The organism is Mesoflavibacter sp. SCSIO 43206 (assembly GCF_019904215.1).
GTDB lineage: Bacteria > Bacteroidota > Bacteroidia > Flavobacteriales > Flavobacteriaceae > Mesoflavibacter > Mesoflavibacter zeaxanthinifaciens.
The window spans coordinates 1,581,394-1,607,726 of the sequence record NZ_CP063201.1; the positions used below are offsets into that span (position 1 = coordinate 1,581,394).

22 protein-coding genes are annotated in these 26,333 nt (G+C 32.5%); 16 read left to right on the plus strand and 6 right to left on the minus strand.

Going from position 1 to position 26,333, the window contains the following annotated elements; translation table 11 throughout:
- The first annotated feature begins 8 nt into the window (after positions 1–8).
- The 11 genes from INR78_RS07285 (at position 9) to tsaB (ending at position 9,224) form a co-directional block, all read left to right on the plus strand.
- Positions 9–389: a cytochrome C oxidase subunit IV family protein gene (locus INR78_RS07285; RefSeq protein WP_027879435.1), complete on the plus strand. Its 381-nt coding sequence runs from the start codon at positions 9–11 to the stop codon at positions 387–389.
- Positions 390–478: 89 nt separating this feature from the next.
- Positions 479–1,198, plus strand: a complete 720-nt coding sequence (locus INR78_RS07290; protein ID WP_223076000.1) for a hypothetical protein — start codon at positions 479–481, stop codon at positions 1,196–1,198.
- Positions 1,191–1,937 (plus strand): SCO family protein, encoded by a 747-nt coding sequence (locus tag INR78_RS07295; RefSeq protein WP_223076001.1) that lies wholly within the window; start codon positions 1,191–1,193, stop codon positions 1,935–1,937. Before INR78_RS07290 ends, INR78_RS07295 begins: the two co-directional genes overlap by 8 nt.
- A 50-nt stretch (positions 1,938–1,987) precedes the next feature.
- Positions 1,988–2,533, plus strand: coding sequence for a DUF420 domain-containing protein (locus INR78_RS07300; RefSeq protein ID WP_223076002.1), 546 nt, complete (start codon positions 1,988–1,990; stop codon positions 2,531–2,533).
- A 36-nt stretch (positions 2,534–2,569) separates the two neighbouring features.
- Positions 2,570–2,797 carry a hypothetical protein gene (locus INR78_RS07305; protein WP_027879431.1) on the plus strand — a complete coding sequence of 76 codons (228 nt, stop codon included), beginning with the start codon at positions 2,570–2,572 and terminating at the stop codon, positions 2,795–2,797.
- Between the two features lie 111 nt (positions 2,798–2,908).
- Positions 2,909–3,610 (plus strand): ABC transporter ATP-binding protein, encoded by a 702-nt coding sequence (locus INR78_RS07310; protein WP_223076003.1) that lies wholly within the window; start codon positions 2,909–2,911, stop codon positions 3,608–3,610.
- Entirely contained in the window at positions 3,603–4,832 is a 1,230-nt protein-coding gene (locus tag INR78_RS07315) for an ABC transporter permease (RefSeq protein WP_027879429.1), read from the plus strand. The genes INR78_RS07310 and INR78_RS07315 overlap by 8 nt, the downstream gene beginning before the upstream one ends.
- A gap of 1 nt (position 4,833) precedes the next feature.
- Complete coding sequence (locus INR78_RS07320) at positions 4,834–6,075, plus strand: ABC transporter permease (RefSeq protein WP_027879428.1); 1,242 nt, start codon at positions 4,834–4,836, stop codon at positions 6,073–6,075.
- A 30-nt stretch (positions 6,076–6,105) separates the two neighbouring features.
- Positions 6,106–7,227, plus strand: coding sequence for an efflux RND transporter periplasmic adaptor subunit (locus INR78_RS07325; RefSeq protein ID WP_106677493.1), 1,122 nt, complete (start codon positions 6,106–6,108; stop codon positions 7,225–7,227).
- A complete protein-coding gene (locus INR78_RS07330) occupies positions 7,211–8,548 on the plus strand; it encodes a TolC family protein (protein ID WP_223076004.1) in 1,338 nt (445 codons plus the stop codon). The genes INR78_RS07325 and INR78_RS07330 overlap by 17 nt, the downstream gene beginning before the upstream one ends.
- Positions 8,549–8,552: 4 nt before the next feature.
- A complete protein-coding gene (gene tsaB, locus INR78_RS07335; RefSeq protein WP_223076005.1) occupies positions 8,553–9,224 on the plus strand; it encodes a tRNA (adenosine(37)-N6)-threonylcarbamoyltransferase complex dimerization subunit type 1 TsaB in 672 nt (223 codons plus the stop codon).
- On the opposite strand, the gene INR78_RS07340 is transcribed toward tsaB, so the two are convergent.
- A complete protein-coding gene (locus INR78_RS07340; protein ID WP_223076006.1) occupies positions 9,225–10,034 on the minus strand; it encodes a mechanosensitive ion channel family protein in 810 nt (269 codons plus the stop codon). It abuts the gene before it with no gap.
- A 199-nt stretch (positions 10,035–10,233) separates the two neighbouring features.
- Here INR78_RS07340 and INR78_RS07345 point away from each other — a divergent pair, with 199 nt between their 5' ends.
- The gene (locus INR78_RS07345) at positions 10,234–17,508 is read left to right on the plus strand and encodes a choice-of-anchor L domain-containing protein (RefSeq protein WP_223076007.1); all 7,275 of its coding nucleotides are present in this window, start codon (positions 10,234–10,236) and stop codon (positions 17,506–17,508) included.
- A 105-nt stretch (positions 17,509–17,613) separates the two neighbouring features.
- Here INR78_RS07345 and INR78_RS07350 read toward each other — a convergent pair whose 3' ends face one another.
- Entirely contained in the window at positions 17,614–17,814 is a 201-nt protein-coding gene (locus INR78_RS07350; RefSeq protein ID WP_027880463.1) for a dodecin family protein, read from the minus strand.
- A gap of 115 nt (positions 17,815–17,929) precedes the next feature.
- A complete protein-coding gene (locus INR78_RS07355; protein WP_223076008.1) occupies positions 17,930–18,832 on the minus strand; it encodes a NifU family protein in 903 nt (300 codons plus the stop codon).
- A 260-nt stretch (positions 18,833–19,092) separates the two neighbouring features.
- On the opposite strand from INR78_RS07355, the gene INR78_RS07360 reads away from it, so the two are divergent.
- Entirely contained in the window at positions 19,093–20,109 is a 1,017-nt protein-coding gene (locus tag INR78_RS07360; protein ID WP_027880465.1) for a type IX secretion system membrane protein PorP/SprF, read from the plus strand.
- A 54-nt stretch (positions 20,110–20,163) separates the two neighbouring features.
- Here the strand turns inward: INR78_RS07360 and INR78_RS07365 are convergent, their stop codons facing one another.
- Entirely contained in the window at positions 20,164–21,168 is a 1,005-nt protein-coding gene (locus INR78_RS07365; RefSeq protein WP_223076009.1) for an SIMPL domain-containing protein, read from the minus strand.
- Positions 21,169–21,377: 209 nt separating this feature from the next.
- On the opposite strand from INR78_RS07365, the gene INR78_RS07370 reads away from it, so the two are divergent.
- The 3 genes from INR78_RS07370 (at position 21,378) to INR78_RS07380 (ending at position 25,071) form a co-directional block, all read left to right on the plus strand.
- Positions 21,378–23,543 (plus strand): histidine kinase, encoded by a 2,166-nt coding sequence (locus INR78_RS07370; protein WP_223076010.1) that lies wholly within the window; start codon positions 21,378–21,380, stop codon positions 23,541–23,543.
- 47 nt (positions 23,544–23,590) lie between these two features.
- Positions 23,591–24,325 carry a LytTR family DNA-binding domain-containing protein gene (locus INR78_RS07375; RefSeq protein ID WP_223076011.1) on the plus strand — a complete coding sequence of 245 codons (735 nt, stop codon included), beginning with the start codon at positions 23,591–23,593 and terminating at the stop codon, positions 24,323–24,325.
- Between the two features lie 230 nt (positions 24,326–24,555).
- The gene (locus tag INR78_RS07380) at positions 24,556–25,071 is read left to right on the plus strand and encodes a gamma carbonic anhydrase family protein (RefSeq protein ID WP_223076012.1); all 516 of its coding nucleotides are present in this window, start codon (positions 24,556–24,558) and stop codon (positions 25,069–25,071) included.
- Between the two features lie 182 nt (positions 25,072–25,253).
- Here INR78_RS07380 and INR78_RS07385 read toward each other — a convergent pair whose 3' ends face one another.
- Both INR78_RS07385 and INR78_RS07390 read right to left on the minus strand, forming a co-directional pair.
- Positions 25,254–25,475, minus strand: a complete 222-nt coding sequence (locus tag INR78_RS07385) for a hypothetical protein (protein ID WP_027880470.1) — start codon at positions 25,473–25,475, stop codon at positions 25,254–25,256.
- A 56-nt stretch (positions 25,476–25,531) separates the two neighbouring features.
- Positions 25,532–26,326, minus strand: a complete 795-nt coding sequence (locus tag INR78_RS07390; RefSeq protein WP_223076013.1) for a DUF2797 domain-containing protein — start codon at positions 26,324–26,326, stop codon at positions 25,532–25,534.
- Positions 26,327–26,333 lie beyond the last annotated feature (7 nt).

Here is a 26,333-nt window from a genome sequence, read left to right on the forward strand (position 1 = left end):
GATTTATCATGGCAGATACACATAAATTAGAAATATTTAGAGGACTTATCAAGTTTAAGTCTAACACTCAAAAAATTTGGGGCGTATTAATCTTACTATCTATTGTTACAGCTGTAGAAGTTGTATTAGGTATTTACAAACCAGAAGCTTTAGAATCTCATATATTAGGGATGAAAGGCTTAAACTGGATCTTTATCATACTAACAATAGTAAAAGCATATTACATTACTTGGGACTTTATGCACATGCGTGACGAAACACCAGGGTTAAGACGTGCAGTTGTTTGGACAGGTGTATTCTTAATCTGCTACCTAGTATTTATTTTATTACAAGAAGGTGGATACGTTTACGATGTTTATGATAATGGTTTTATTAAAAGAGATTTCTAATATAGAAACTTAACATAAATTATAGTAAAAAAGGTGGCTTTATAAAGCCACCTTTTTTTATTTTTGCATAACTAAATACATTTCATAAAATGACGAAGAAAAATATAAAAAAAGGAGCTATACTAAGCATTCTATTCTTTCTACCAGTTATTTTTCTTTTGTTTCTGTATCCATCTACAAATAATTATAATCCATTAGATGTAGTGCATGAAGATGTTTTAGATTTTTCAAATCTTTCTTCAGCAAAAACAGACATAAATCTTAAAGATCATATAACAGTTTTAGGTTTTTTAGGTGAAGATCCAGAGTCAAAAATTGTAGAAACTTCAAATTTAAAAGAGCTTATTTATGATAAGTTTCAAGGGTTTAAAAAGTTTCAAATTGTGATGATTGTAGCAGAAGGTACAGAAGATAAAACAGAACGATTATCTAAAGAGCTATCTAAATTTGAACCTTTAGAATATTGGCATTTTGTTTCATTAAACAATTCTGATATAAAAAAACTGTTTAATAGTTTAAGATCAAGTCAAGTTCTAGACTATAATCAGGCTATTAGTAGTGTTTTTATAATAGATAAAGACCTTAACCAAAGAGGGCGATTTGATGATAGGTCAAAACGAGAAATTAAAAGAGAAGAGAAGCCATATATTTTAACATCATATAATGCAACAATGGTTTCTGAGTTAAAAAATAAATTAGCAGCAGAAGATTTGCGAGTACTTTTTACAGAGTACAGACAAAAACGTAAAGGCGAATTTAACTCAACAGTTAGAAGAGCAGAAGATTTAAAAGGAGAGCAAAATGAGTAAAAAAGCAAACTATTCATACGTAGGGATATCGTTTATTATTTTACTGTTTGGAATTATTTTTATTCCAAAAATTGTAGACAGAATAACTAACAAAGATGTAAATCGTACGTATGAAAGTAGATCAGGAAGTATATTAAAAAATCCTTCAGAAGTAGATAAAAAAGATCAAGCTTTAGAGTATTTGGTTATTAATGGTAAACGTAAAAAGGTGCCAGAATTTAGCTTTACTGATCAAAACGGAAACACGATTACTAACAAAGATTACTTAGGTAAAGTTTATGTGGTAGAGTTTTTCTTTACAACATGCCCAACTATTTGCCCAAGAATGAATAGAAATTTAGTCGAAATTCAAAACACATTTAAAGAAGAAACTAATTTTGGTGTAGCGTCGTTTAGTATTATGCCAGAGACAGATACGCCAGAAAAATTAAAAGAATATGCCGAAAACTACGGAATAACAAATCCTAATTGGCATTTAATGACAGGAGATAAACAAGATATTTATAACTTGTCAAATATTGGATTTAATATCTTTGTAGATGTAGAGAATTTTGAACATTCAGGAGATTTTGCTTTAGTAGATAAAAACGGATTTTTACGATCTAGAAAAGATGACTTTGGTAACCCAAAAATCTTTTACAAAGGTGTAATTAGCGAGCAAGAAAAAGTTGATGAAGACGGCAATCCGCAAGAAATCTCAATGCTAAAAGAAGATATAGCCAAATTATTAAAAGAATAACTAAAGTTGTTTCCTCGAGCGCAGTCGAGAGGTTGATTTTATTAAAAAACATGAGCACAGAAAACCTACAAGAAGAAAAAAAGTACAACAAATGGATTGTTGCACTTTCGGTAATTATCCCATTAGCTGTAGCAGCATTATTTGGTATAAAACTTAAAGATTTTGGTATAGATGTAGAACCATTAACCTTTTTGCCTCCAATTTATGCAGCTATTAATGCAGTAACAGCAATGGTATTAGTATATGCTGTAATTTCTATTAAAAAAGGACAACGCAAACAACACGAAAATTTAATGAAGTTTGCAATTACACTTTCTGTATTGTTTTTAGTCATGTACGTAGCTTACCATATGACTAGCGACTCGGCCAAATTTGGAGGAGAAGGAGCTATAAAATACATTTATTTCTTCATTTTAATTACTCATATTGTATTGTCTGTTGCAGTAATACCATTTGTGTTAATTACATATGTTAGAGCTATTACAAACAATTTTGAAAGACATAAAAAAATAGCAAAAATTACTTTTCCGTTGTGGCTGTATGTAGCAATTACAGGAGTTATAGTTTATATAATGATTTCACCTTATTATGTTTAATTTGTCTGTTTGAGCGCAGTCGAGAACTAATTAATAATGAAAACAAAATTTCTTTTTATAATTATATCATGCTTTTTCTTTCTAAAAAGCAATGCGCAGTGTGCTATGTGTCGTGCTGTTTTAGAAAATGAAGAAGGGCAATCTGCAGCAAAAGGAATTAACGACGGTATTATTTATTTAATGTCTATACCTTATATCTTAGTGTTTGGTTTAGGCTTTTTTGTGTATTGGAAATATTTTAGGAAGAAAAAAGTAGAGGCTTAAAACCTCTAAATCAGCTTTTAACAAAAAATTTCAAAAAAAAATTGTAACAAATCTTGTCCTTTGTAGTCTAATTGATAATGAGTAACTTAAATCAATCAAAAACCATCAATTATGCTCACCATAAAAAAACTACACAAGTCTTACCCAATTGGGGATTCTAGTCTACATGTTTTAAAAGGAATTGATTTACAAGTCGAAGAAGGCGAAATGGTAGCCATCATGGGTTCTTCTGGTTCAGGAAAATCAACACTACTTAATATTATAGGTATGTTAGACGAAGCTGATGAAGGAGAATATATTTTAGATGGTGTACCAATTAAAAATCTTACAGAGAAAAAAGCAGCCATATATCGTAATAAATTTTTAGGATTTATATTTCAGTCGTTTAACCTAATTAGTTATAAAAACGCTTTAGAAAATGTGGCGCTACCATTATATTATCAAGGTCAAAAAAGAAAAGAGCGTTTAGAAAAAGCTTTATTTCACCTTGAAAAAGTAGGCTTAAAAGAATGGGCACATCACTTACCTAACGAGTTGTCTGGAGGACAAAAACAACGTGTAGCAATTGCGCGTGCTTTAGCAGCTAACCCAAAACTATTATTAGCAGATGAGCCAACAGGAGCATTAGACACCAAAACATCTCATGAGATAATGGATTTTATCCAGTCTTTAAACGATGAAGGAAAGACTATTCTTATGGTAACACACGAAGAAGATATTGCTAGTATGTGTAAGCGTATTGTACGTCTTAAAGATGGTGTAATTATGGAAGATACATTTGTAGAACAAGTAAGAGCTTCTCAATATGTTTGATATAGATCTTTGGCGCGAGATATTTCAAAGTATCAACAAAAACCGAACTAGAAGTTTACTATCTGGTTTTACGGTAGCGTTTGCCATTTTATTATTTGTTATACTTTTTGGGATTGCTAACGGACTTAAAAATACTTTTGCAGAAGCATTTGTAGATGATGCAGCCAATTCTATTTTTATCAATGCAGGTATGACTACAAAAGCCTATAAAGGATTGCAGTCAGGTAGACGTATCCAACTTAAAAATGAAGATCAAAACTTTATTGAAGACGAGTACGGTAATAAAGTTCAATACATCACTTCTAGAATTTATAAAAATGTGAACGCCTCTTTTCGTAACGAAAAAAACAGTTACAATTTAAGAGCAGTAAATCCTGATCATCAGTTTTTAGAAAAAACAATGATAAGAGATGGACGTTACATAAACCAATTAGATATAGATAATAAATCTAAAGTTGTTGTTATTGGTCGTTTGGTAGAAGAAGATTTATTTTTAAAGACAACTGCTTTAGGTAAATATATAAACCTAAGTGGTATACCTTATAAAGTTGTAGGAATTTTTACAGACGATGGTGGTGATAATGAAGAACGAATGATATATATGCCTGTATCTACCGCGCAACAAATTTATGGTAATAACGATTATATAGACCAGATTAACCTAGGCTACAATCCAGAATTAGATTACGATCAAGCTATAAATTTTGGAAGACAATTAGAAAATAAACTAAAAGAACGTTTTACAGTGTCTCCAAAAGATCAGCGTGCCATTAGAGTGCGTAATATGGCAGAAGGGACAAAGCAAGTTGGTATGATGACTTTTGGACTAACTGTTATAATTATAGTTATTGGTTTTGGTACACTAATAGCAGGTGTTGTTGGTATTAGTAATATCATGATATTTATAGTTAAAGAACGTACTAAAGAAATAGGTATACGTAAAGCACTTGGGGCATCACCACGATCAATAGTTTCAATAATTTTAATAGAATCTATCCTAATCACAGCAATTGCTGGTTATGTAGGATTGTTAATTGGTGTTGGTGTTTTAGAATTTGTTGGACCAATTTTAGAACCTTACTTTATTAAAGATCCTGGTGTAAGTACTAGTTTGGTTGTAAGTGCAACCATTACATTAATTATTGCAGGATCTATAGCAGGATATTTACCAGCAAAAAAGGCATCAAAAATAAAACCAATAGTAGCACTTAGAAACGATTAATATGAAGTTTTTATTCGAAAGAGATACGTGGCAAGAAGTGTACGAAAGTTTAAGCAAAAATAAACTTCGTACCATATTAACCATGGTTGGTGTTTGGTGGGGAATTTTACTCCTTATCGGGTTACTTGGTGCTGCACGCGGATTAGAAAATTCGTTTAACAGATTATTTGGTGACTTTGCTACAAACAGTGTATTTGTTTGGGGACAAAGTACAAGCAAACCTTTTAAAGGGTTTCAAGAAGGAAGACAAGTACAATTACAATTATCTGACGCTAAAAAAGTAGAAGAAAATGTAGAAGGGATTGAGTTTGTTGTACCTCGTAATCAAAATCAAGCACAAGTTGTTAGAAATTTTTTATCAGGGACATTTAGTTTAAATGGAGATTATCCTTTATTAGATAAAGTACAGAAGAAAAAATTAATTCATGGAAGATTTATAAATCAAAACGATATTGACAACAACAGAAAAGTTGTTGTAATTTCAGAAGAAGTCTATAAACAATTATTTGAAAAAGATGCTGAAATGATTGGCGAATACGTTCAAATAAACGACATGAATTTTAAAGTGATTGGTATGTTTCAAAACGGAAATGTAAACATGGGACCAACCAGTGATATGCACATACCATTTACAACATTTCAGCAAATCTATAATTTAGGAGATAGAATTGGTTGGATGATGATTACTGGTAAACCAGAATATGATATCGCTCAAATAGAACAAGACGCAAAATTATTACTGCGTAACCTTAATAGAATTCACCCAGAAGATAATCGTGCTTTTGGTAGTTTTAACTTAGGTAAAGAGTTTAAAAAAGTAACCGGCTTTTTAGTTGGTATGCAGTTTTTAACTTGGTTTGTTGGTATAGCAACATTAATTGCAGGTGTTTTTGCAATTGGAAACATTTTACTAATTACGGTTAAAGAACGTACTAAAGAAATTGGTGTAAGACGTGCTTTAGGGGCAACACCTTTTGAGATAAAACGACAAATTTTAGTAGAAGCCGTTTTCTTAACCATATTTGCAGGAATTTTAGGAATAATTTCTGGAGGTTGGATATTAATTGCATTAGATGCAGCTTTTGGACAAGGTGATGAAGCTGTTATAGTAAACGCTTCAGTGTCTATAGCAGTCGTATTTATAGCATTAATTATACTTGTTGTTTTAGGAACATTAATAGGGCTAATACCTGCATTTAAAGCCACAAGTATTAAACCAATAGAAGCATTAAGAGAAGAATAAACTAAACAATCAAAATAAATAATCAATACAATGAGTAAAACAGCAAAAATCCTAATTAGCGTCATAGTAATAGTATTACTGCTAGCTGTAGTTTTAAAGTATTTTAATAACGCTAATTCAAAAGCTATTGAAGAGTTTAAAGTGGAAGAGCCATTTTATACCTCAATTAACACTAAAGTTGTCGCAACAGGAAAATTAAATCCAGAGGAAGAAATTGAGCTTAAACCTCAAATCTCAGGAATTGTAGATAAAGTGTTAGTAGAAGAAGGAGATATCGTAGAAAAAGGAGATCTAATTGCAAAAATTAGAGTCGTACCTAACGAGCAAAATTTAGCAAGTGCAAGCAGTCGTATTGCATCAGCTAAATTATCTATGAATAATGCTGAAACACTGTACAACAGAAATAAAACTCTTTTTGAAAAAGGAGTAGTTTCTAAACAAGATTTTGAAAATAGCGAGCTGTCTTACAACCAAGCTAAAGAAACTTACAATCAAGCTTTAAACGATTATCAAATCATAAAACGCGGATCGTTATCTGGCGGAAGTAGCGCAAACACAAACATTACTGCACAAATAGCAGGAACAATTCTAGAAATCCCAATTCGTGAAGGAGACCAAGTCATTCAAAGTAACAACTTTAATGCAGGTACAACTATTGCTACTATTGCAGATATGAGTAAAATGATTTTTGAAGGAAAAGTAGACGAAGCTGAAGTTGGAAAAATAGAAGAAGGCAAAAAAATAAAAGTAGTTTTAGGAGCTTTAAACGAAAAAGACTTCCCTGCAACTTTAACCTTTGTGGCACCTAAAGGAATAGAAGAAAACGGTGCAGTACAATTTACTATTAAAGCAGATGTAGATGTAGAACAATCTACAAAAATTAGAGCAGGTTATAGTGCTAATGCAGAAATAGAAATGGAAAGTAAAGACAGTATTCTTTCAATTAAAGAATCATTACTTCAATTTGATAGAATAACAGAAAAACCTTTTGTTGAAAAACAAAAAGAAGACGGCACTTTTGAAAAAGTAGATGTAGAAACTGGTATATCAGACGGTATCAATATCGAAATTACTGAAGGTGTAAGTGAAGGAGATAAAATAAAAGTGTGGAATAAAGCATCAAAAGATAATAATGATGGAGGTAACAACTAAGATAAAACAACTAACCCTAGCAGGATTGCTGTTAGTAGGATTATCTGCTTCAGCACAACAAAAAAAATGGAGTTTACAAGAGTGTGTAGATTACGCTCTTGAAAATAACATAACCATTTTACAAGGAGAAAATTCAATATTAAATAACGAGCAAAATATAGATGCTTCAAAAGGACAGTTTTTACCAAGCGTGAGTGGTTTTGTTGGACACACATTGTCATTAGGTAACAGAGAGTTATTTCCTGGTCAATTTGTAGACCGTACAGATAACTCAACTAACGCATCGATTAGTTTAAATCAAACTGTTTTTAATGGATTTAGATTAACTAATCTTTACAAACAATCTCAATTAAATTTAGAAACATCAAAGTTAGAACTTAACAGAATTAAAGATGATATTTCTTTAAATGTGGTTAATGCTTATCTTAATGTATTATTTAATATAGAAAATCTTGAAATAGCTAAAGCGCAATACAGTTTTAGTAAAAAACAATTAGATCAAGTAAGAGATTTAGTAGATGCAGGTGTGCAACCACAAGCTAATGTTTATGATGCAGAAGCAACATTAAGTAGCGACTTGCAAAGTGTTACAGTTGCAGAAAATAATTACGAGCTAGCATTACTTTCTTTATCTCAATTATTACAATTACCTTATGAAGGTTTTGAAGTAGAAGTTATAGAGTTAGATAACCCTTCATCAGAGTTAATGTATAATAACGCTAGTCCTATAGTTTCTTATGCTCTTGATAATAGATACGAAATTAAAGTAGCTCAAAAAAACATTGAAAACTCTGCTTTAAATACAGAAATATCTAAGAGTGGATATTTACCAACAGTTTCATTTAACTATGCATTTGGATCTAATGTCTTTTTTACAAATCTTATAGACACAGAAGATTCTTTTTTCAATCAGTTAAATAACCAAAAAGGACATAGATTCTCACTAAATGTAAGCGTTCCAATATTTTCGCAGTTTCAAAATAAAACTAATGTCGCTAAAGCAAAAATTCAAGAAGAAAATGCTCAGCTTAATCTTAAACAAGCTAAGTTAGATGTAGAAGCAAATGTACAACGCGCTTTTACAGATGCTAAAGCTGCTTTAAGAGCTTATGAAGCTGCAAAGTCTAGTTTGCAATCTCAAAAAATTGCATTTCAAAACTCACAAGAAAGATATGACATAGGCGCAATGAATGCTTTTGATTTAGAACAATCAAGATTAAGATTGGTCAATGCAGAATCATCTTTAATTAATGCTAAATACGATTTTATTTTTAAAACAAAAGTGTTAGATTTCTACCTTGGTAAACCAATAACTCAGTAATACTTTGGCATACATTTTAAATATAGAAACTGCAACAACAAACTGTTCTGTTTCTGTTGCAAAAGATGGTAAAACTATAGCTTTAAAAGAAGACTATGACAACGGTTATAGTCATGCAGAAAAACTTCATGTTTATATAGATGAAGTTTTAAAAGAAGCACAAATCGAAAAACAACAATTAGATGCAGTTGCGGTTAGTAAAGGACCAGGTTCTTATACAGGTTTGCGTATTGGTGTATCAGCAGCAAAAGGATTATGTTTTGCTTTAGATGTACCTTTAATCGCGGTATCTACTTTAGAGGCTTTAGCACATCAAGTTGAAGCTGAAAGCGGCTTAATTGTACCAATGTTAGATGCAAGACGCTTAGAAGTGTATTCAGCAATTTTTAATTCAGATTATCAAGAAGTAAGAGCTATTGAAGCTCAGGTTTTAGATGAAAATTCTTTTTCAGAATATTTAAAAGCGAATAAAGTTTACTTTATAGGAAACGGTGTAAAAAAGACAATGGATTTAATTAAAAGTGAAAATGCAGTTTTTATAGAAGAAAAACTACCTTCTGCAAATGAAATGAGTGCATTGTCTTTTGAAGCCTATAAAAAAAGCAACATCTTGGATGTTGCTTATTTTGAGCCTTTTTATTTAAAAGATTTTATTGCTTTAAAATCAAAAAAGTAATTAATTTTCTTTGTGTATTTCTACTTGATGTGGATATGGTATTTCTATACCAGCAGCATCTAGTGCTTCTTTTGTTTTTTCCATAGTTTCAAAATATACAGCCCAATAATCTTCAGTCTTACACCAAGGTCTAACAGCAAAATTTACAGAGCTATCAGCTAGTTCTAAAACGTTAACTGTAGGAGCTGGCTCTTGTAAAACCTTCGGATTATCAGTAATAACTTTCATTAAAACCTCTTTAGTTTTTTTAATGTCAGAATCATAACCAACTCCAAAAACTAAATCTACACGTCTTGTTCCTTCTGTAGTGTAATTAACAATGTTTCCATTAGATAATGCACCGTTTGGTATTATAATTTCTTTGTTAGAAAGACCTATAAGTTTGGTGGTAAATATTTCGATTTCTTTTACAACACCTATTTCACCTTGTGCTTCAATTAAATCACCAATTTTAATTGGTTTAAAAATCATTAATAAAACACCTCCAGCAAAGTTGCCTAAAGATCCTTGTAAAGCCATACCTACAGCTAAACCAGCAGCAGCTAAAATTGCAGCAAAGGATGTGGTTTCTACACCTAATTTAGATAGAATAGCCAGGATTAGCAAGATTTTTAAAACCCAACCTAAAAAATTTATAAGAAACTTTTTTAAGCTTTCGTCATAGTCTCTTTTATTCATAAATTTTTTTGTCGAGGTTAGTAGATTTTTAATAATCCATGACCCTACAACCCAGATAATAATTGCTGCTACTATTCTTAATCCATAATCGGTAGCGTACTTAATACCTGTATCAATCCATTCTTCTTTCATAAATAAAATTTTTATTGTTTAACTTTAAATTCAAAGTTAGGAATTTATTGTTCTAACTTGTTTTATATTTGATAAAACTATTCAAATAGTTAAAAAGCGATTTTTATCGATGAAATAGTTAAATTATCAGATTTATTAGGCAAAATTTATGCGATGTCGTAAATTCAAGCACATTTTTAACAAATTCTTTACAGTAAGCATGAAGAAATTTTTACTATCGTTATTCTCTTTTTTCTTGGTAATCTTAGGATGGGCACAAGATATTAATATGCAAAACGGAACATTTAACCAATGTTCGGGTGTTTTTTATGATTCTGGAGGACCTTCATCTAACTATGCAGATGATGAAGATTTTGTTATAACTATATGTCCAGATGGACCAGAACAATTTATTCAATTAGACTTTACTTTATTTAGTACTCAGGTTAATTTAGACGTCATGACTATTTATGATGGAGATGATGTTACAGCGCCAGTAATAGGTAGTTATTCTGGTGGTGGAGCTGCAAATAACCCAGGTACTATTTCTGCCTCTCCAACTAGTACTACAGGTTGTATTACTATTCAGTTTACTTCAGATAGTGGAGCTAACACTTTAGGATGGGCAGCAAACATTTCATGCTTACAATCTTGTCAAACTATAACGCCTAGTATAGATTCAACAGATCCTGTTGCAGATGGAACTGGTGTTATTCAAATTCCCTTAGGCGGTACAGTGTTGTTTGATGGAAGTGCAACGTTTGAAGATGATGGTACTGGTGCTACTTATAACTGGAATTTTGGAGATGCAGGTGTAGCTTCAGGACAATCAGTTAGTCATACATATAATAACCTTGGGACTTTTACAGCTACGCTTACAGTAACAGATACAAATCCAACAGGATGCTCGGCTTCAACATCCGTTACAGTAGAAGTACTTAGTCCATATATAGATGTAGATCAAACAACTTATACTGTGGATGAGTTGGTTACAGATGTTTTGATTGATAGTCCATGTGCAGCAGTTTCAAATATTAATTGGAGTACAGGGACTAATTTTGGTAATGATAATGGTATAGGGTATTTTACAGCCTTACCAGGAGCTTTTCCTTTTGAAGCAGGAATTATTTTAAATTCAGGAGATGCAATGGAAGCAGAAGGACCAGAAACTGGTACACAAAGTAGTGGTGGATGGCCAGGAGATGCCGATTTGGAAAATGCAATTCCTGCTTTAAATGCGAATGATTCAAATGATGCTAGTTTTATCCAATTTGATTTCGTACCTATTGCTAATTCAATAAGCTTTGACTTTTTATTTGCGTCAGAAGAATATGGTGGTTTCCAATGTAGTTTTACTGATGCATTCGCTTTTTTACTAACAGATTTGACTACAGGAGTAACTACTAATCTTGCATTAGTACCAGGTACAACAGATGTAGTATCTGTATTTACAGTTCGTGATAATACTTATAATGGTGGATGCCCATCTGTAAACCCAGGATATTTTGATTCTTATTATGGCCCAGGTGGAGAACCTCTAAATAATGCCCCTATTGACTTTAGAGGCTACACTAGATCAATGACGGCTTTTTCAAACGTAACACCTAACAATAATTATCGTATTAAATTAGTTATTGCAGACGCGTTTGATAGTGCATATAATGCTGCTGTATTTTTAGGAGCAGGTTCTTTTGACTTAGGAGGAGATTTAGGTGATGATGTAACAATTGATGCAGGAACTGCAATTTGTGGAGGAAATCCTATTACATTAGATACAGGACTTACAACAGCTACACATACTTGGTATTTTGAAGGAAATCCTATAGCAGGAGAAACGGGACCAACTATAGATGTTTATCAAGAAGGAAATTATAGTGTAGATATTGTGTATTCAGCTTCTTGTCAAACTTCAGATTCTATTTATATTGAATTTTTACCTAGCCCTACTGTTGAAAATACAATAGACTTAATACAATGTGATGTGTTTTCTTCAGATGAAACATTTGATTTAACGGTTAATGATGCTGAAGCTATTGGTACTCAAGATGCTTCTCTGGTTAATGTTAGTTATCATAATTCTCTAACAGATGCTCAAAACGATACTAATCCAATTACGACGCCCGATAATTATATAACTTCAGGTCCTTACCCAGAAACTATATTTGTAAGAATAGAAGATAGTGCTTCTGAAACTTGTGTAAGTACTGATAGTTTTACTTTAGATATTTATTCCTTATCAATCAATCCAGCGTCAGATATGGTAGTTTGTGATGATGCTAGTAATGATGGTGTAGAGCCATTTGATTTAGAGAGTCAGACGCCATTTATATTAGGGACACAGCCAGCTTCCGATTATGTAGTTACGTATCATAATAGTTTTGCAGAAGCAGATTCAGACACAAACGCATTAACGAGTCCTTATGTCGGCGGACCAAACGAGCCAATCTATGTAAGAATAGAGGCAGCGGGAGATGCGACGTGTTATAGTGCAACCGCAATGCCATTATTCAATTTAATAGTAAATGCTAATGACGATTCAAGTTTTACAGTCACACCAACGTGTGATGGGGCAGTAATGAGTAATGTCGTAACACCAGGCGGAACCTTTGCATTAACAACCACAGGAGCAACGATAGATTCAGCGACAGGAACAGTAACAGGAGCCGCATCTGGATCCACTCATACCGTAACCTATACAACAACAGGTACATGTCCAACGACAACTACGGTTAACTTTACAGTATTAACAACAGATGATCCAAGTTTCACGATGCAACCAACGTGTGATGGAGCTGTAGTAGATAGTTCAGTATTATCAGGCGGAACCTATGCTTTTAATCCATTACCAGGCGATGGAGCAACGATAGATTCAGGCACAGGAACGATTACAAACGGTACATCAGGAGCAACCTATACAGTAGAACATACTACAAGTGGAGTATGTCCAGCATCGACAACAGTAGATGTAACAGTATATCCATTAGAAGATCCAAGTTTTACGGCAACAGCGACTTGTGATGGTGCAACAGTAGCAATAACAGGAGATACAGGCGGAACGTTTGCCTTAAACCCAGATCCAGGCGCACCAGTAACAATAGACGCAGCAACCGGAGAAGTAACAGGCGGCGATTACGGTACAACATATACGATAGAATATACCACATCAGGACCATGTCCAGAAGTAAGCACGCAAACTGTTACAACGTTAACAGAAGATGATCCAAGTTTTACAATGATACCAAATTGTGATGGAGGAACTGTAGATACAGTAGCGATGCCAGGCGGGACGTATACGTTTAACCCAGCAGCACCAGCAGGCGATACTGTACAAATCAACCCATCAACAGGAGAAGTAACGATGGCAACTCCAGGAACAAGTTATACGGTAGAGTACACTACAGCAACCCAATGTCCAGCAACAAGCACATTTGTATTAAATGTATTACCAGCAGACGATTCAAGCTTTACGTTAGACCCAACTTGTGACGGAGCAATAGCCACAATCACAGGTATGACAGGCGGAACCTTTACATTAACAAGTACAGGCGCAACGATAGATCCTGCAACAGGAGAGGTAACAGGAGCATTACCAGGATCAACACATACTGTAGAGTATACGACTAACGGAGCATGTCCAACAACAACAACACAAAATGTAACTGTACATCCAGAGGTTATAGCAATAGATCCAACACCATTAGAAGTATGTGACGATAACATACCAGACGGTATCACACAAATTGATTTAACATTAAAAGATACCGAAGTTACAGGTGGTATAGCGAGTTATGTAGCAAGTTATTACTTAACATTACCAGAAGCAGAAACAGCTACAAACCCACTACCAATCCCATATACAAATTTAGCTAATGGTCAAATAGTTTATGTAAGAGTAGAAGATGCAAATACAGGATGTTATGATACTACTACGTTAGAGTTACAAGTAGAACAAGCACCAACCGCATTTACACCAACAGCGTTAGAGTTTTGTGATCCAGACAGTGATGGTTTTGGAGAATTTATGTTAACCGATGCAGACACGCAAGTAACAGGCGGCGCAGCAGGATTAGTGGTTACGTATCATGAAACGATGAGTGATGCAGAGAATAATGTAAATGCCTTATCAAGTCCATACGATAACATTGTTTTTGAGACACAGACTATTTATGTAAGAGTAGAGAGTCAAACCATAGTAACAGACTGCGCAAGTTATGTCGAGTTACAGTTAATAGTAAATGAAACACCACAAATAGAATTAACACCAGCTGAATTAGAAGAATGTGATGATGATACCGATGGATTAGCTGCATTTGATTTAACACAAGCAAATGACGAGCTATTAAACCTATTAGACTCAGATACAAGTAATGATATAGACCCATCAGAGGTAACCATTACTTACTATCAGTCAGAAACAGATGCAGAAGCACCGTCAAATGCAATAGGCACACCATCTAACTACACCAATGTTACACCGGATATGGAAACAATATGGGTGCGAGTAGAATATAATGCTACAGGATGTTATACAGTGACTGATTTAGACTTAATAGTTAATCCGTTACCAGTATTAGTACAACCAGATCCATTAAATTTATGTGATTACAATAATCCAGGAGATGAGCAAGAAGTATTTACATTAGAAGATGCTAATGCACAAATCCTAAATGGGCAAACCGGTATTACGTTAACATACTATGATACACAAGCAGGAGCAAATACAGCAGATGCAACCGCACAGATTTTTAGTCCATATACAAACGGACCAAACCCACAGACTGTATATGTAAGAGCAGAAGATGATGTTACCGGATGTGTAAGTACAATTACTTTAGATTTAAGAGTAAACCCATTACCATCACCAGCAACACCATCGCCATTAGTAGCTTGTGATGATGATAATGATGGTTTTTATACCGAATTTGATTTAGACAGTCAAACAACCACCATTATTAACGGAGAGCCAGACATTAGCATTAGTTATTATGAAACCTTAACCAATGCACAAAACGCAACAGATCCAATACCAAGCACATTGCCTTACGAGAATATAGATCCAGACGTTCAAACTATTTATGTAAGAGCAGAGAATGATATCACTGGATGTTATACGATAGTAACAATGGATTTAATAGTAGAGGAGTCACCAGTTATCCCAACAGATTTAGAAGATTATGTTATATGTGATGATGACGATGATGGGTTTAATCAATTTGATTTTAACACAGTAATGACGCCACAAATATTAGGGACGCAAAACCCAGCAGATTATGTGTTAACCTATCACGTGACGCAAGCCCAAGCAGAAACTGGAGCAAATCCAATAGTAAATACAGGTAACTATACCAATCAGAGTAACCCACAAACTATTTATATACGCTTAGAAAGTAATATAAATGGATGTGTAAGTTTAGGAGAATTTGAAATTAGAGTAGAGTTTCCACCAGTCATAGTACAGCCAACCGCATTATCAATATGTGATGAGTTAGATGCTAATTACTATGAGAACAATGATCAGTATGCTGTATTTGATTTAACAGTAAAGAATGATGAAATTACAGGCGGCGTGGGAAGTTGGACAGTGACGTATTACGAAACACTAGCAGATGCACAAGCAGACACCAACGCAATACCAGATCCAACGATGTATCAAAATACAGATCCAGGCGCACAAACAGTACATGTAAGAGTAACGGATAATGATACAGGATGCTTCTCATTAACAACATTAACTATACGCGTATTACCAAATCCAACACCAACACCAGATCCAACAGATTTAGAGTTGTGTGATGATGTAAACATAGTAGGACCAAATGATATGATAGAAGCGTTTGATTTAACGACATACGAAGTTGCTATCATAAATGGAGAAGCAGGTGTAACAGCAAGTTACTACACAAGTTTAGACGATGCATTAGCAGGAAGTAATGCAATAGCAGACGCAACAATGCACACAAACGAAGATCCAGATAATCCAGGAACAGCTATCAATCCTCAAACGATCTATGTAAGAGTAACAAATGGAGATGACGAAACAGGATTAAACGGAACAGGCTGCTTTACAATAGTAGATTTTGATATAACAGTAAACCCATTACCAGTAGTAAGTCCAATCGAGGATTATATTATTTGTGAATTAAACACAGATGAAGTAGCAGGTTTTGACTTAGAAAGTAAAACAACCGAGATACTAAACGGTCAAGATGCAACAGTGTTTACAGTAACATATCATGATACACAAGCCGATGCCGATGCCGGAATAAATGCTTTAGTAAGTCCGTATAACAATACAAGTAATCCTCAAGTTATATATGTAAATATTACAGATACAACAACAGGATGTGATGTCACTACAATGTTTAATATAGAGGTAAATGAGGCAGCGCAAGCAAATCAATCAATGCCAACGTATTATGAATGTGATGATAATATAGAATTTGATGGTAACCCAGCAAATGACAGTGTACAGTTTGATTTATCAAGTCAAGACGCCGCAGTGTTAATGGGTCAAGATCCAGCAAACTATATAACAAGTTACTATGAGACTTTAGCAGATGCCGAAGCAGCTACAAACCCATTACCGTTGCTGTATGAAAACATCTCAAACCCACAAGTGATCTATGTACGCGTAGATAATGATACCATGGTAGATGATGGAACTGGTACAATGGTAGATAGTTCGGTATGTTACGAAATAGCAACAATTACATTAGAAGTAAATCCACTGCCAGTAGTAGATTTAGAAGATAACTACTTATTATGTGTAAATACAAACGGAACCGAAGTTATCAATCCATTAGAGATTGAGACAGGATTAAGTACATCAGACTACACGTTTGAGTGGACCTTAAACGGTACTGTAGTAGGAACCGGAAGTAGTATCATGCCAACACAAGGCGGAAGTTATACAGTAACTATAGAAGATAACCTAACAGGTTGTATAAGTACAGATACAACTCTAGTAGAAGAAAGCGCACCACCAAGTATAGAAGCAGATGTAATTACACCAGCATTTGCAGACGTGCATAGTATACAAGTTACCGCAATTGGAACAGGTATCTCAACATATGAGTTCCAGTTAGATGGCGGACCATGGTATAATAACGAGCCAAATGACAATACATACATATTTAATGATGTAAGTGGAGGAGAGCATACAATAACAGTAAGAGATATTAATGGATGTGGCGAGTCAAGCACAACTGTGATGGTTATGGATTACCCACATTTCTTTACACCAAACGGAGATACATATAACGAAACATGGCAGATATACGGAATTAGTGATCAGCCAGATGCAGTAATATACATCTTTGATAGATATGGTAAGCTGTTAAAGCAATTAAACCCAACAGGACCAGGATGGGACGGAACCTATAACGGTAACCCATTACCAACAAGTGATTATTGGTTTACAGTAGAATATAGAGAACCAGGAGATACAAGTGATACCAAGAAGCAATTTAGAGCACACTTTACTCTAAAGCGCTAGGAAAACTCCTAATAAAAACAAACCAATACAAATAGAAAAAAAAGCCTGAACACTATGTTCAGGCTTTTTAGTATAAGGTGTTTTATAAATAAAAACTAAAAGCGGTTACTCAACTTCAAAAGTAATTTTAAGGTTAACTCTAAACTCAGTTACTTCACCACTTTTAACAATAGCGCTTTGGTCTTGTACATACACAGAACGTATGTTTTTTACACTTTTTGATGCGTGTTTTACTGCTTTTTTTGTTGCGTCTTCCCAACTTTTTTCAGAGTTAGATAAAACTTCAATAACTTTTAATACTGCCATAATATTTGTTTTTTAAATGTTAATACTATCAAATTAACAAATATTTGATGTTTAAAAGTTTGATTTATAGTTAAATGAACTGAAAATAGATGAAAGGTTTAATTTTTAGGATTAATTAACCATTAATAGCTACAACAGTATTAACTCTACCAGGCAACATTTCTTTTAGCATATTTTCAATACCATTTTTTAAAGTAAAAGTAGAAGATGGGCAGCCACTACAAGCACCTTGTAATATAACTTTTACACTTTTAGAAGGTTCATCATAAGATTCAAATTGAATGTTACCTCCATCACTTGCTACTGCTGGTTTAACATATTCTTCTAAGATATTTATAATTTCTTGAGATGTAGTATCTAAATTTTCAAAATGCTGTTCTACTTTTTCGGTAGATTTTTCAATAACTTCAGGCGCGTTAGGATCTATAATATTTTTACCTTCTTCTATGTACTTTTTGATAAAATCTCTAAGTTCTACAGTAATATCGTTCCATTCGGCAATATCATATTTTGTTATAGATATATAATTTTCATCAAAAAACACGCTTTTTACAAACGGAAAATGAAATAACGCGGTTGCTAAAGGAGATGTTTTTGCTTTTTCTATAGAATCATAATCATAAGTCGCTGTCACTAATTTTTTATTAGCTACAAACTTTAACGCGGATGGATTAGGAGTACTTTCTGTGTAAACTGTTACAGGTACTTTTTGTGTAATAGCAGTTTCGGTCACAATAACACCATCATTATTTAAATAGTTTTCAATTTGTTTTGCAACTTCATCTTTTACATCATCCCATTCAACAATGTTATAACGTTCTATTGCAATAAAATTACTAGATATATATACTTTTTTAACAAACGGTAAGTAGAATAATTGCTGTGCTAAAGGAGAGTCTTTTGCTTCATCAATATTATTATACTCATAGTTTTGATGCTTGGTAATAAATTGATTAACATCAAATTTTAAAATAGTAGGGTTACTTGTGTTTTTTATAGAGATTTTATATGTGCTCATGCTGTAAATTTTTTGCAAAAATACTAAAACAATAGCAGAGATATCTATATATTTGATGTTTATATACGTTGAAATTTTTAATATAACTTTAGTAATTGTACTAAAAGAATTTTAAATTGAAACCTTTAACTATTTTCAACTTAATTATACGTTCTAAATTTATATATTTACAAACGTTATAATTTTTTTACTTAAAATTGAGTTATAAATTATAAGTTGATTTGAAATAACAGACCATACGACCTCGGAAAAAAGAGATTATGAGATTAAAAAATATTCTATTTATAGCAATTGCAACTTTATTTGGATCGCAATTAGCTAACGCTCAAGAAGGACTTCCAATTTATTCAGATTATTTAACTGATAACTATTATTTAATTCATCCATCTATGGCTGGTGCTGCTAACTGTGCAAAGGTTAGAATTACTGGTAGACAACAATGGTTTGGAGATGATGATGCACCAAGATTAATTACTGCAAGTGTAAATGGGAGAATTGGTGATTCTCCTTCAGGAATAGGTGCAATAGTTTATTCTGATAGAAATGGATATCATTCTCAAACAGGAGCTTACTTAACTTATGCCCATCATTTAATGTTTTCTCGAAGTACAGCAGATTTAAACCAATTATCTTTTGGTTTAAGTGTTGGTGCAATACAATATAAACTAGACGAGACTACTTTTTTAGCAGATGGATTTGATCCTTTAATTGCTGGTATAGAGCAGTCTGCTACTGAGTTTAATGTAGATTTTGGATTCTCTTATAACCTTTACGATTTTTATGCTCATGCAACCGTAAAGAATTTATTAAACAACGATGGTGTAAACTATAATAACAACCCTGGTAATTTAAACTTTAATAATTTAAGAACATACATCTTTACTGTAGGTAATACTTTTGGTAGCTACGGAAGCGAGTGGAGTTTTGAGCCATCTGCGTTATTCTTATACAGAGAATCTACAGAAGAAGCTCTTTTTGATGTAAATCTTAAAGTTTATAAAGAAATGGACTTTGGTAAAGTTTGGGGAGGTTTGTCTTACAGACGTTCTTTAGATGGAGCAGAGTATTTAGATGGACAATCTGTAAGTAGTCAAAAATTACAATATTTAACACCGCTTTTAGGGGTTAATGTAAAAGACTTTATGTTTGCTTATTCTTACAATTATCAAACAAATGATATTGTGTATAATAGTGGTGGTTTTCATCAAATTACTTTAGGTTTTAACTTTAACTGTGGTAGAGCTGCTTATAGCTGTAACTGTCCAGCGGTTAACTAAGATATAAAATACATATTAAAAAAAGCCTTGAGATTTCTCAAGGCTTTTTTTGTATTATTTAGTGTCTTGTTCTTTAATATCAATATCACCATTTGGAGAGATTACATAATACTTACGTTCTGTTTCTTTATTTACTATTGGTTCTGGCTTATCGTTTTTAGGTTTAGGGTGGTAGTGTAGTTTAATTTCCATACCAACTTGTACAACAGGCTCTATAATGGAAGGGTTAATAACAATATCATAATTTTCATAGGTTAGCGGTTGGTAGTAATAAGAGGTTTGCTTGTTTGCAGTAGTAACACCTTTGTTTTGTTTTAAGGCTTCAAAAGAAATACTATTAAATGCCTGATAATTATTGTAAAAATCTTTTGGAAAGTAACAATACTTTTGATCTGCCATTAGTGCGTTATATTCTCTTAAATCAAAACCTAAAACAGAGTAATATTCTTTTTTATCTTTTATTAATTGTAAAAGTTGTGTTTGTAGATTTTTGTAGACTTCAGTAATGTTTTCGATAAAATAATCAACCTTAACAAGATTATAGACTTCGTTATTCGCACAAGCAGAAAGAATCTTTTCAAATTGCTTAGTCTTCTTAAACTGTATATGTATGTTCTGTTGTAACTCAAAACCTTTAGGGACTTCGGTGTAAGTTTTGCTAAACAGTTTTTTAGTAACTTCAACTTCATAAACAGGTATAAAAGAAATTACATCTATAGCAATATCACTTTCTTTCAATCCAATTTTAGTCAATTCACTTTTAATATTTTCAATTTTAATGCTCATTAAATCTTTTGTAGCTTCTGCTGTTTCTGCAATTTGAGAGATATTAAAAACTGCTGTGTAACTAGATGCTTTTACATTTTGTAAAGCTCTAACATCAATAATTAAAGTGCTGTTAGGATTTAGATTTTGTTGCATACGTTTAGGAGTATGACCATAAGCAATAGCGTTACCGGCTATGTTAGCTCTAGATATTTTTTGATTAAAATTACCCTTGTGTTGTGCTTTTGCTGTTAGAATAGTTAGGATAAATAATAATAAGTGAAGGTTTTTCATAATTGAATTTTTTAAAATTAGGTATAAACCTAAACGCAACTTTTTTATAATAAAAATAGCAATGAGGCAACATTAGCTTTAGTTTAGTGAAAAAGAAATACGACTGAGTAAGTGATGTTATTTTGTTAGTTTTTAGTTATGAATACCAAAAATGCTATTTTATTAAATGAGTTAAAACGTGTAGCTTTATACTCGATATTTAATTTAAAATGAAACTTTTAAAACAATTTATATTAATCTATTTTCTTACAATCGGATTTCAATCTGTATTGGCTCAAACCAATACAATAATTGATAATGCAGAAGCCTTTACAGTAAGAGGGAATATTAGAGAAAGCGATACGCGTAATCCAATAGAAAACGCAGATATACAGGTAAATGGTGGTAGCTACACAAAATCGTCTTTAGACGGTACGTTTAGAATTCAAGTAAAAAAAGGAGATCAAATTGTTATTAGTCACGACGATTTTGAAACCGTTTATTACACTATTAAAGATGATGATGACATAACTGTTGAAGTCCAGCCAATAGGCGTAAACGGTTACGTGCAAAAAATAAAAACTAAAGAAAACACTTTTAGAAGCTCAATAGACTCAGCTATATTTTACAAGAAAATTTCAGCAGAAAAAAGTATTCAATTTATTACCGAAAGTATATCTAAAAGTACATCAGTAAAAGAAAATGCCCAAGCATTTGAAGTTTTGGGCGATGTAAATATGTATTGGAAACAATATGATTTAGCAAGCACTAACTACCGCATAAGTCTTAAAAATGATAGTAATATAGATGTAAAATTAAAATTAGCAAAAGCCTACTTTTTAAATAAAAATTATCAAAAAAGCCTAGAGATTTATAATGACTTAGAAGATAAAACACTTAATAACTGGCAGCAAATTGAAAAACAAGAAGGTTTAGGAGATGTCTTTTTAGAACAAAATAAGATAAAACTAGCAACACAATCTTTTAAGCAAGGATTAAAAATAGCCGAGATTAATAATATAAAACCAAAAATCACCGATTTAAACTCAAAATTAGGTGATTCTTACAGCGAAAGTGGAAATAAAACTGAAGCAGAAAGCTATTTCACAAATTCAATAAATTTAGCATCTAAAGAAAATAAAGCCAAAGCGCTAGAACAAAAAATTAAAATAGCCGATTTTCAGAATACAAACAGAGCATTTGATAAAGAAATTCAATTAAGAAAAGAAATTATCAAAGATATAGATGCAATCGAAAAAGACTCTGTCATCACTAACGAAAGTCCGTTAACCAAACAAAAACAAAACTATAAAATTGGTAACGCTTATTTTTTAAAAAATAATTTAGATGAAGCTATTCCGTATCTAGAAGAAAGTATTGAAGAAGCCGATAAAAAAGAAGATTTAATAGTTAAAAAAGACGCCACAAAAAAGTTAGCCGATGTATTTGTGGCTTCGGGTAATTTTGAAAAAGCTAAAGAAGCCTTTAACGCCTATACTGAAGCTGTAGACCAGCTTTATATTAAGAAAGAACAAGAAATATCTCAAGCAGCAAGAATATCAAAAAGCATTGCCGAAAAGCAAAATCGTATTCTTTCACTAGAAAACGACAGACAGCTTACTTTAAGCCAAATGCAATTATCTGACGAGAAAAACAAACGACAACAACTTATCATTTACTCATTAATTGGCGGCTTATTTTTATTAGTTGTCTTGGCGTATTTAATGTATAAATACATCAAACAACAAAAATTGGCTAACAATTTACTGGCTTTAAAATCTTTAAGAAGTCAGATGAATCCGCACTTTATCTTCAATGCATTAAACTCGGTTAACAGTTTTATTGCTACTAATGATGAGCGTACAGCTAATAAATACTTGTCAGATTTTTCAAAATTAATGCGAGCAGTTTTAGAAAATTCAGAAGAAGATTTTATTCCATTACAAAAAGAAATTCAACTTATAGAATTATACACCAAGCTAGAACATTTTAGGTTTAAAGATAAATTTGATTATAAAATTTCTGTGGAAGAGACGATAGATATAGAAGCCTACAAAATACCACCAATGCTACTTCAACCTTATATAGAAAATGCGGTTTGGCACGGATTACGTTATAAAGAAAACAAAGGAATTTTAGATATTAAAATCTGTAAAAAACAAAAAGACCAAATAGAAATCACTATTGCAGATAATGGTATTGGTCGCAAAAAATCTAAAGCATTAAAGACCGAAAATCAGAAAAAACACAACTCTAAAGGATTAGGAAACATCAAAAAACGTGTTACTATTTTAAACGAAATGTACAAAGATAAAGTAGACATCAACATAGAAGATAATCAGCTTAATGCAGAAGATGTTGGTACAAAAGTAACAGTAACTTTAAAGAAGGATTAATAAAAAAAAGCTTCAGACTTCGGTTTTCAAGCTTAAAAAAATAAACAATGAAACTAAACGCTATATTAGTAGAAGACGAAGAACAAAGTAGAACAATTTTAAAAAACTACTTGACTAAATACTGTCCAAAAGTTAATATTTTAGGAGAAGCTTCTAACATAAACGAAGGTTTAGAACTCATAAGAAAACTAGATTTAGATCTCGTGTTTTTAGATGTAGAAATGCCTTACGGAAACGCATTTGATTTATTAGATAAGGTTGGCGATCGTAATTTTGAGACCATTTTTGTAACCGCATATAATCACTATGCGATGGATGCATTAAATGCGCACGCGTCTTATTATTTGATGAAGCCGATAGATATAGACGAGCTGATAAAAGCAGTAGATTACGTTGCCGAAATAAAAACCAAAGAAGACGCTTTACAAGACCAAGTATTAATCCCAAAAACCAATACTGTAGAAGGTAAAATAACCATTCCGCAACAAGATGGTTTTGAAGTATTAAACACCAAAGACATTTTGTATTGCAAGGCAGATGATAATTACACACAAATTTTCTTAAATAATAACAAGAAAAAATTAGTAAGTAAAACACTTAAATATTTTGAAGATATTTTATCAGAATCTGGTTTTGCAAGAGTACATAAAAGTTACTTAATAAATGTTGCAGAAGTAGTCAAATACGTTAAAGGAAAAGGCGGAAGCGTTATTTTAAGCAACGGAAAAGAAATTATGGTTTCTGCATCCAAAAAATCAGGATTATTATCGTATTTTAATTAACAAATTCCTGCGTAAGCAGGAATCTCTAAGAATGAAAAACAATTAATAATATATGTTGTCAGGCTGAGCGCAGTCCAAAACTAAATTATTTAATAAATTCAGTTCATATGTATTGAAACGCATGATCAAAACATAAAACTTAACATACGTCAGTTCGAGTGTTTTGCGAAGTATAAGCAAAATGTATCGAGAACAAATAGTAACTCATAAATCAAAAATCGTAAATCAAAATGCCAATCATAAAACCAGTAAACGGTAAATCACCACAACTTCCAGAAGACTGCTACATTGCCGAAAACGCAACCATAGTAGGAGATGTACAAGCAGGTAACCAATGTAGTATTTGGTTTAATGCCGTAATACGCGGCGATGTACATTACATAAAAATGGGCGATAAAGTTAACGTGCAAGATGGCGCAGTTATCCATTGTACGTATCAAAAACACCCGACAAATATCGGTAATAATGTATCTATTGGTCACAATGCTATAGTGCACGGATGTACCATAAAAGACAATGTTTTAATAGGCATGGGCAGTATTGTAATGGATAATTGCGTGGTAGAAAGCAATAGTATTATTGCAGCAGGTGCAGTCGTGACACAAAACACGATAGTCGAGTCTGGTAGCATTTACGCAGGCGTACCAGCCAAAAAAGTAAAAGACATTAGCGAAGAATTAATTAAAGGCGAAATCAACCGAATAGCAAATAACTACGTTAAATATTCAAGTTGGTTTAAAGAATAGTGTAATTATAATTTTTTGGGCGTTACCTTATCGGGTCGGGCTTTCGGCAGTCACAATAAAAGATGTGCTCCAACAATGCCTCAACTACGAAGTAATCATGAATACATAAATTTGAAAATAAGTAGTAATGAATAATCCCTAACATGAGTATAACTAATGGTCATTTATTTAACGTAAAATTACTAACGATAATTTATAGGTCGGTCTTCATAAAAATGTTTAAACGTTTTATCGGTTGTATAGTTATCGGTTAACACCTTATAAACCATAACGCCAACTAAAACTTGACCAATACAGGTTAAATAAAATACCCAATTAAAAGGCATATTCATAGATACCATTATAGTTACGGTAACTAAAAGCATGGTAGTAATTGCTACCCAAAATAATACTGGAATTTTCATAATTGTATTTTTATTTACAAATTACTAAAAACCAGTGTTTTAATGCGTTAATGTAATTATAAAATAGAAATGTTTACAACGTAACCTTCGTTACTTCTAATGTTACAAACGGTATCATCTTCAAAAATTAAATATTGACCTTTAATACCTTTTAAAACACCAGTATATGTTTTGGCTTTTTCAAAATTCAACGATTTTGGTTTTTTAGGGTATTGCAAAACCGGGAAGTGTATTTCGGTTTCGCTATTATTTTCAATAAAATAGTCTTTAGCTTCATCTGGTATATAAGCTTTCAAACGATCTCTCCATTCTACTAAATTTTCATCTTTAATATCATTTTTAAGCATGGTGCGCCAATTGGTTTTATCGCTAATATGGTCTTTTAATGCTATTTCTGTAATACCAGCAAGATAACGGTTTGGGACTTCTACAATTTCAATAGCTTCATGTGCACCTTGATCAATCCATCTTGTTGGGACTTGTGTTTTTCTGGTAACACCAACTTTAACGTTACTAGAATTAGCTAAGTAAACAATATGCGGTTGTAATTGTACTTTTTTTTCATACTCTAAATCTCGGTCTTCAATATCTAGATGAGCTTTACTCAATTCGGGTTTCATGATCCAATCTGCAGCTTGAGGAATGTCAAAAAAACAACTTTTACAAAATCCTTGTCGGTAAATGGGTTTATTTAAATGACAGTTTAAACACTCATAACCAACAAATTCAAACGATATGGTTTTATCTAATAGTTGATTAAAATTTATAAAGTCGTTTTTAAAAACCAGATAGTAGGCTATTGGGTCTAAAAACTCGGTTTGCATTTTTGTTAAAACACCTTGGTAGGTCATAAAAAAA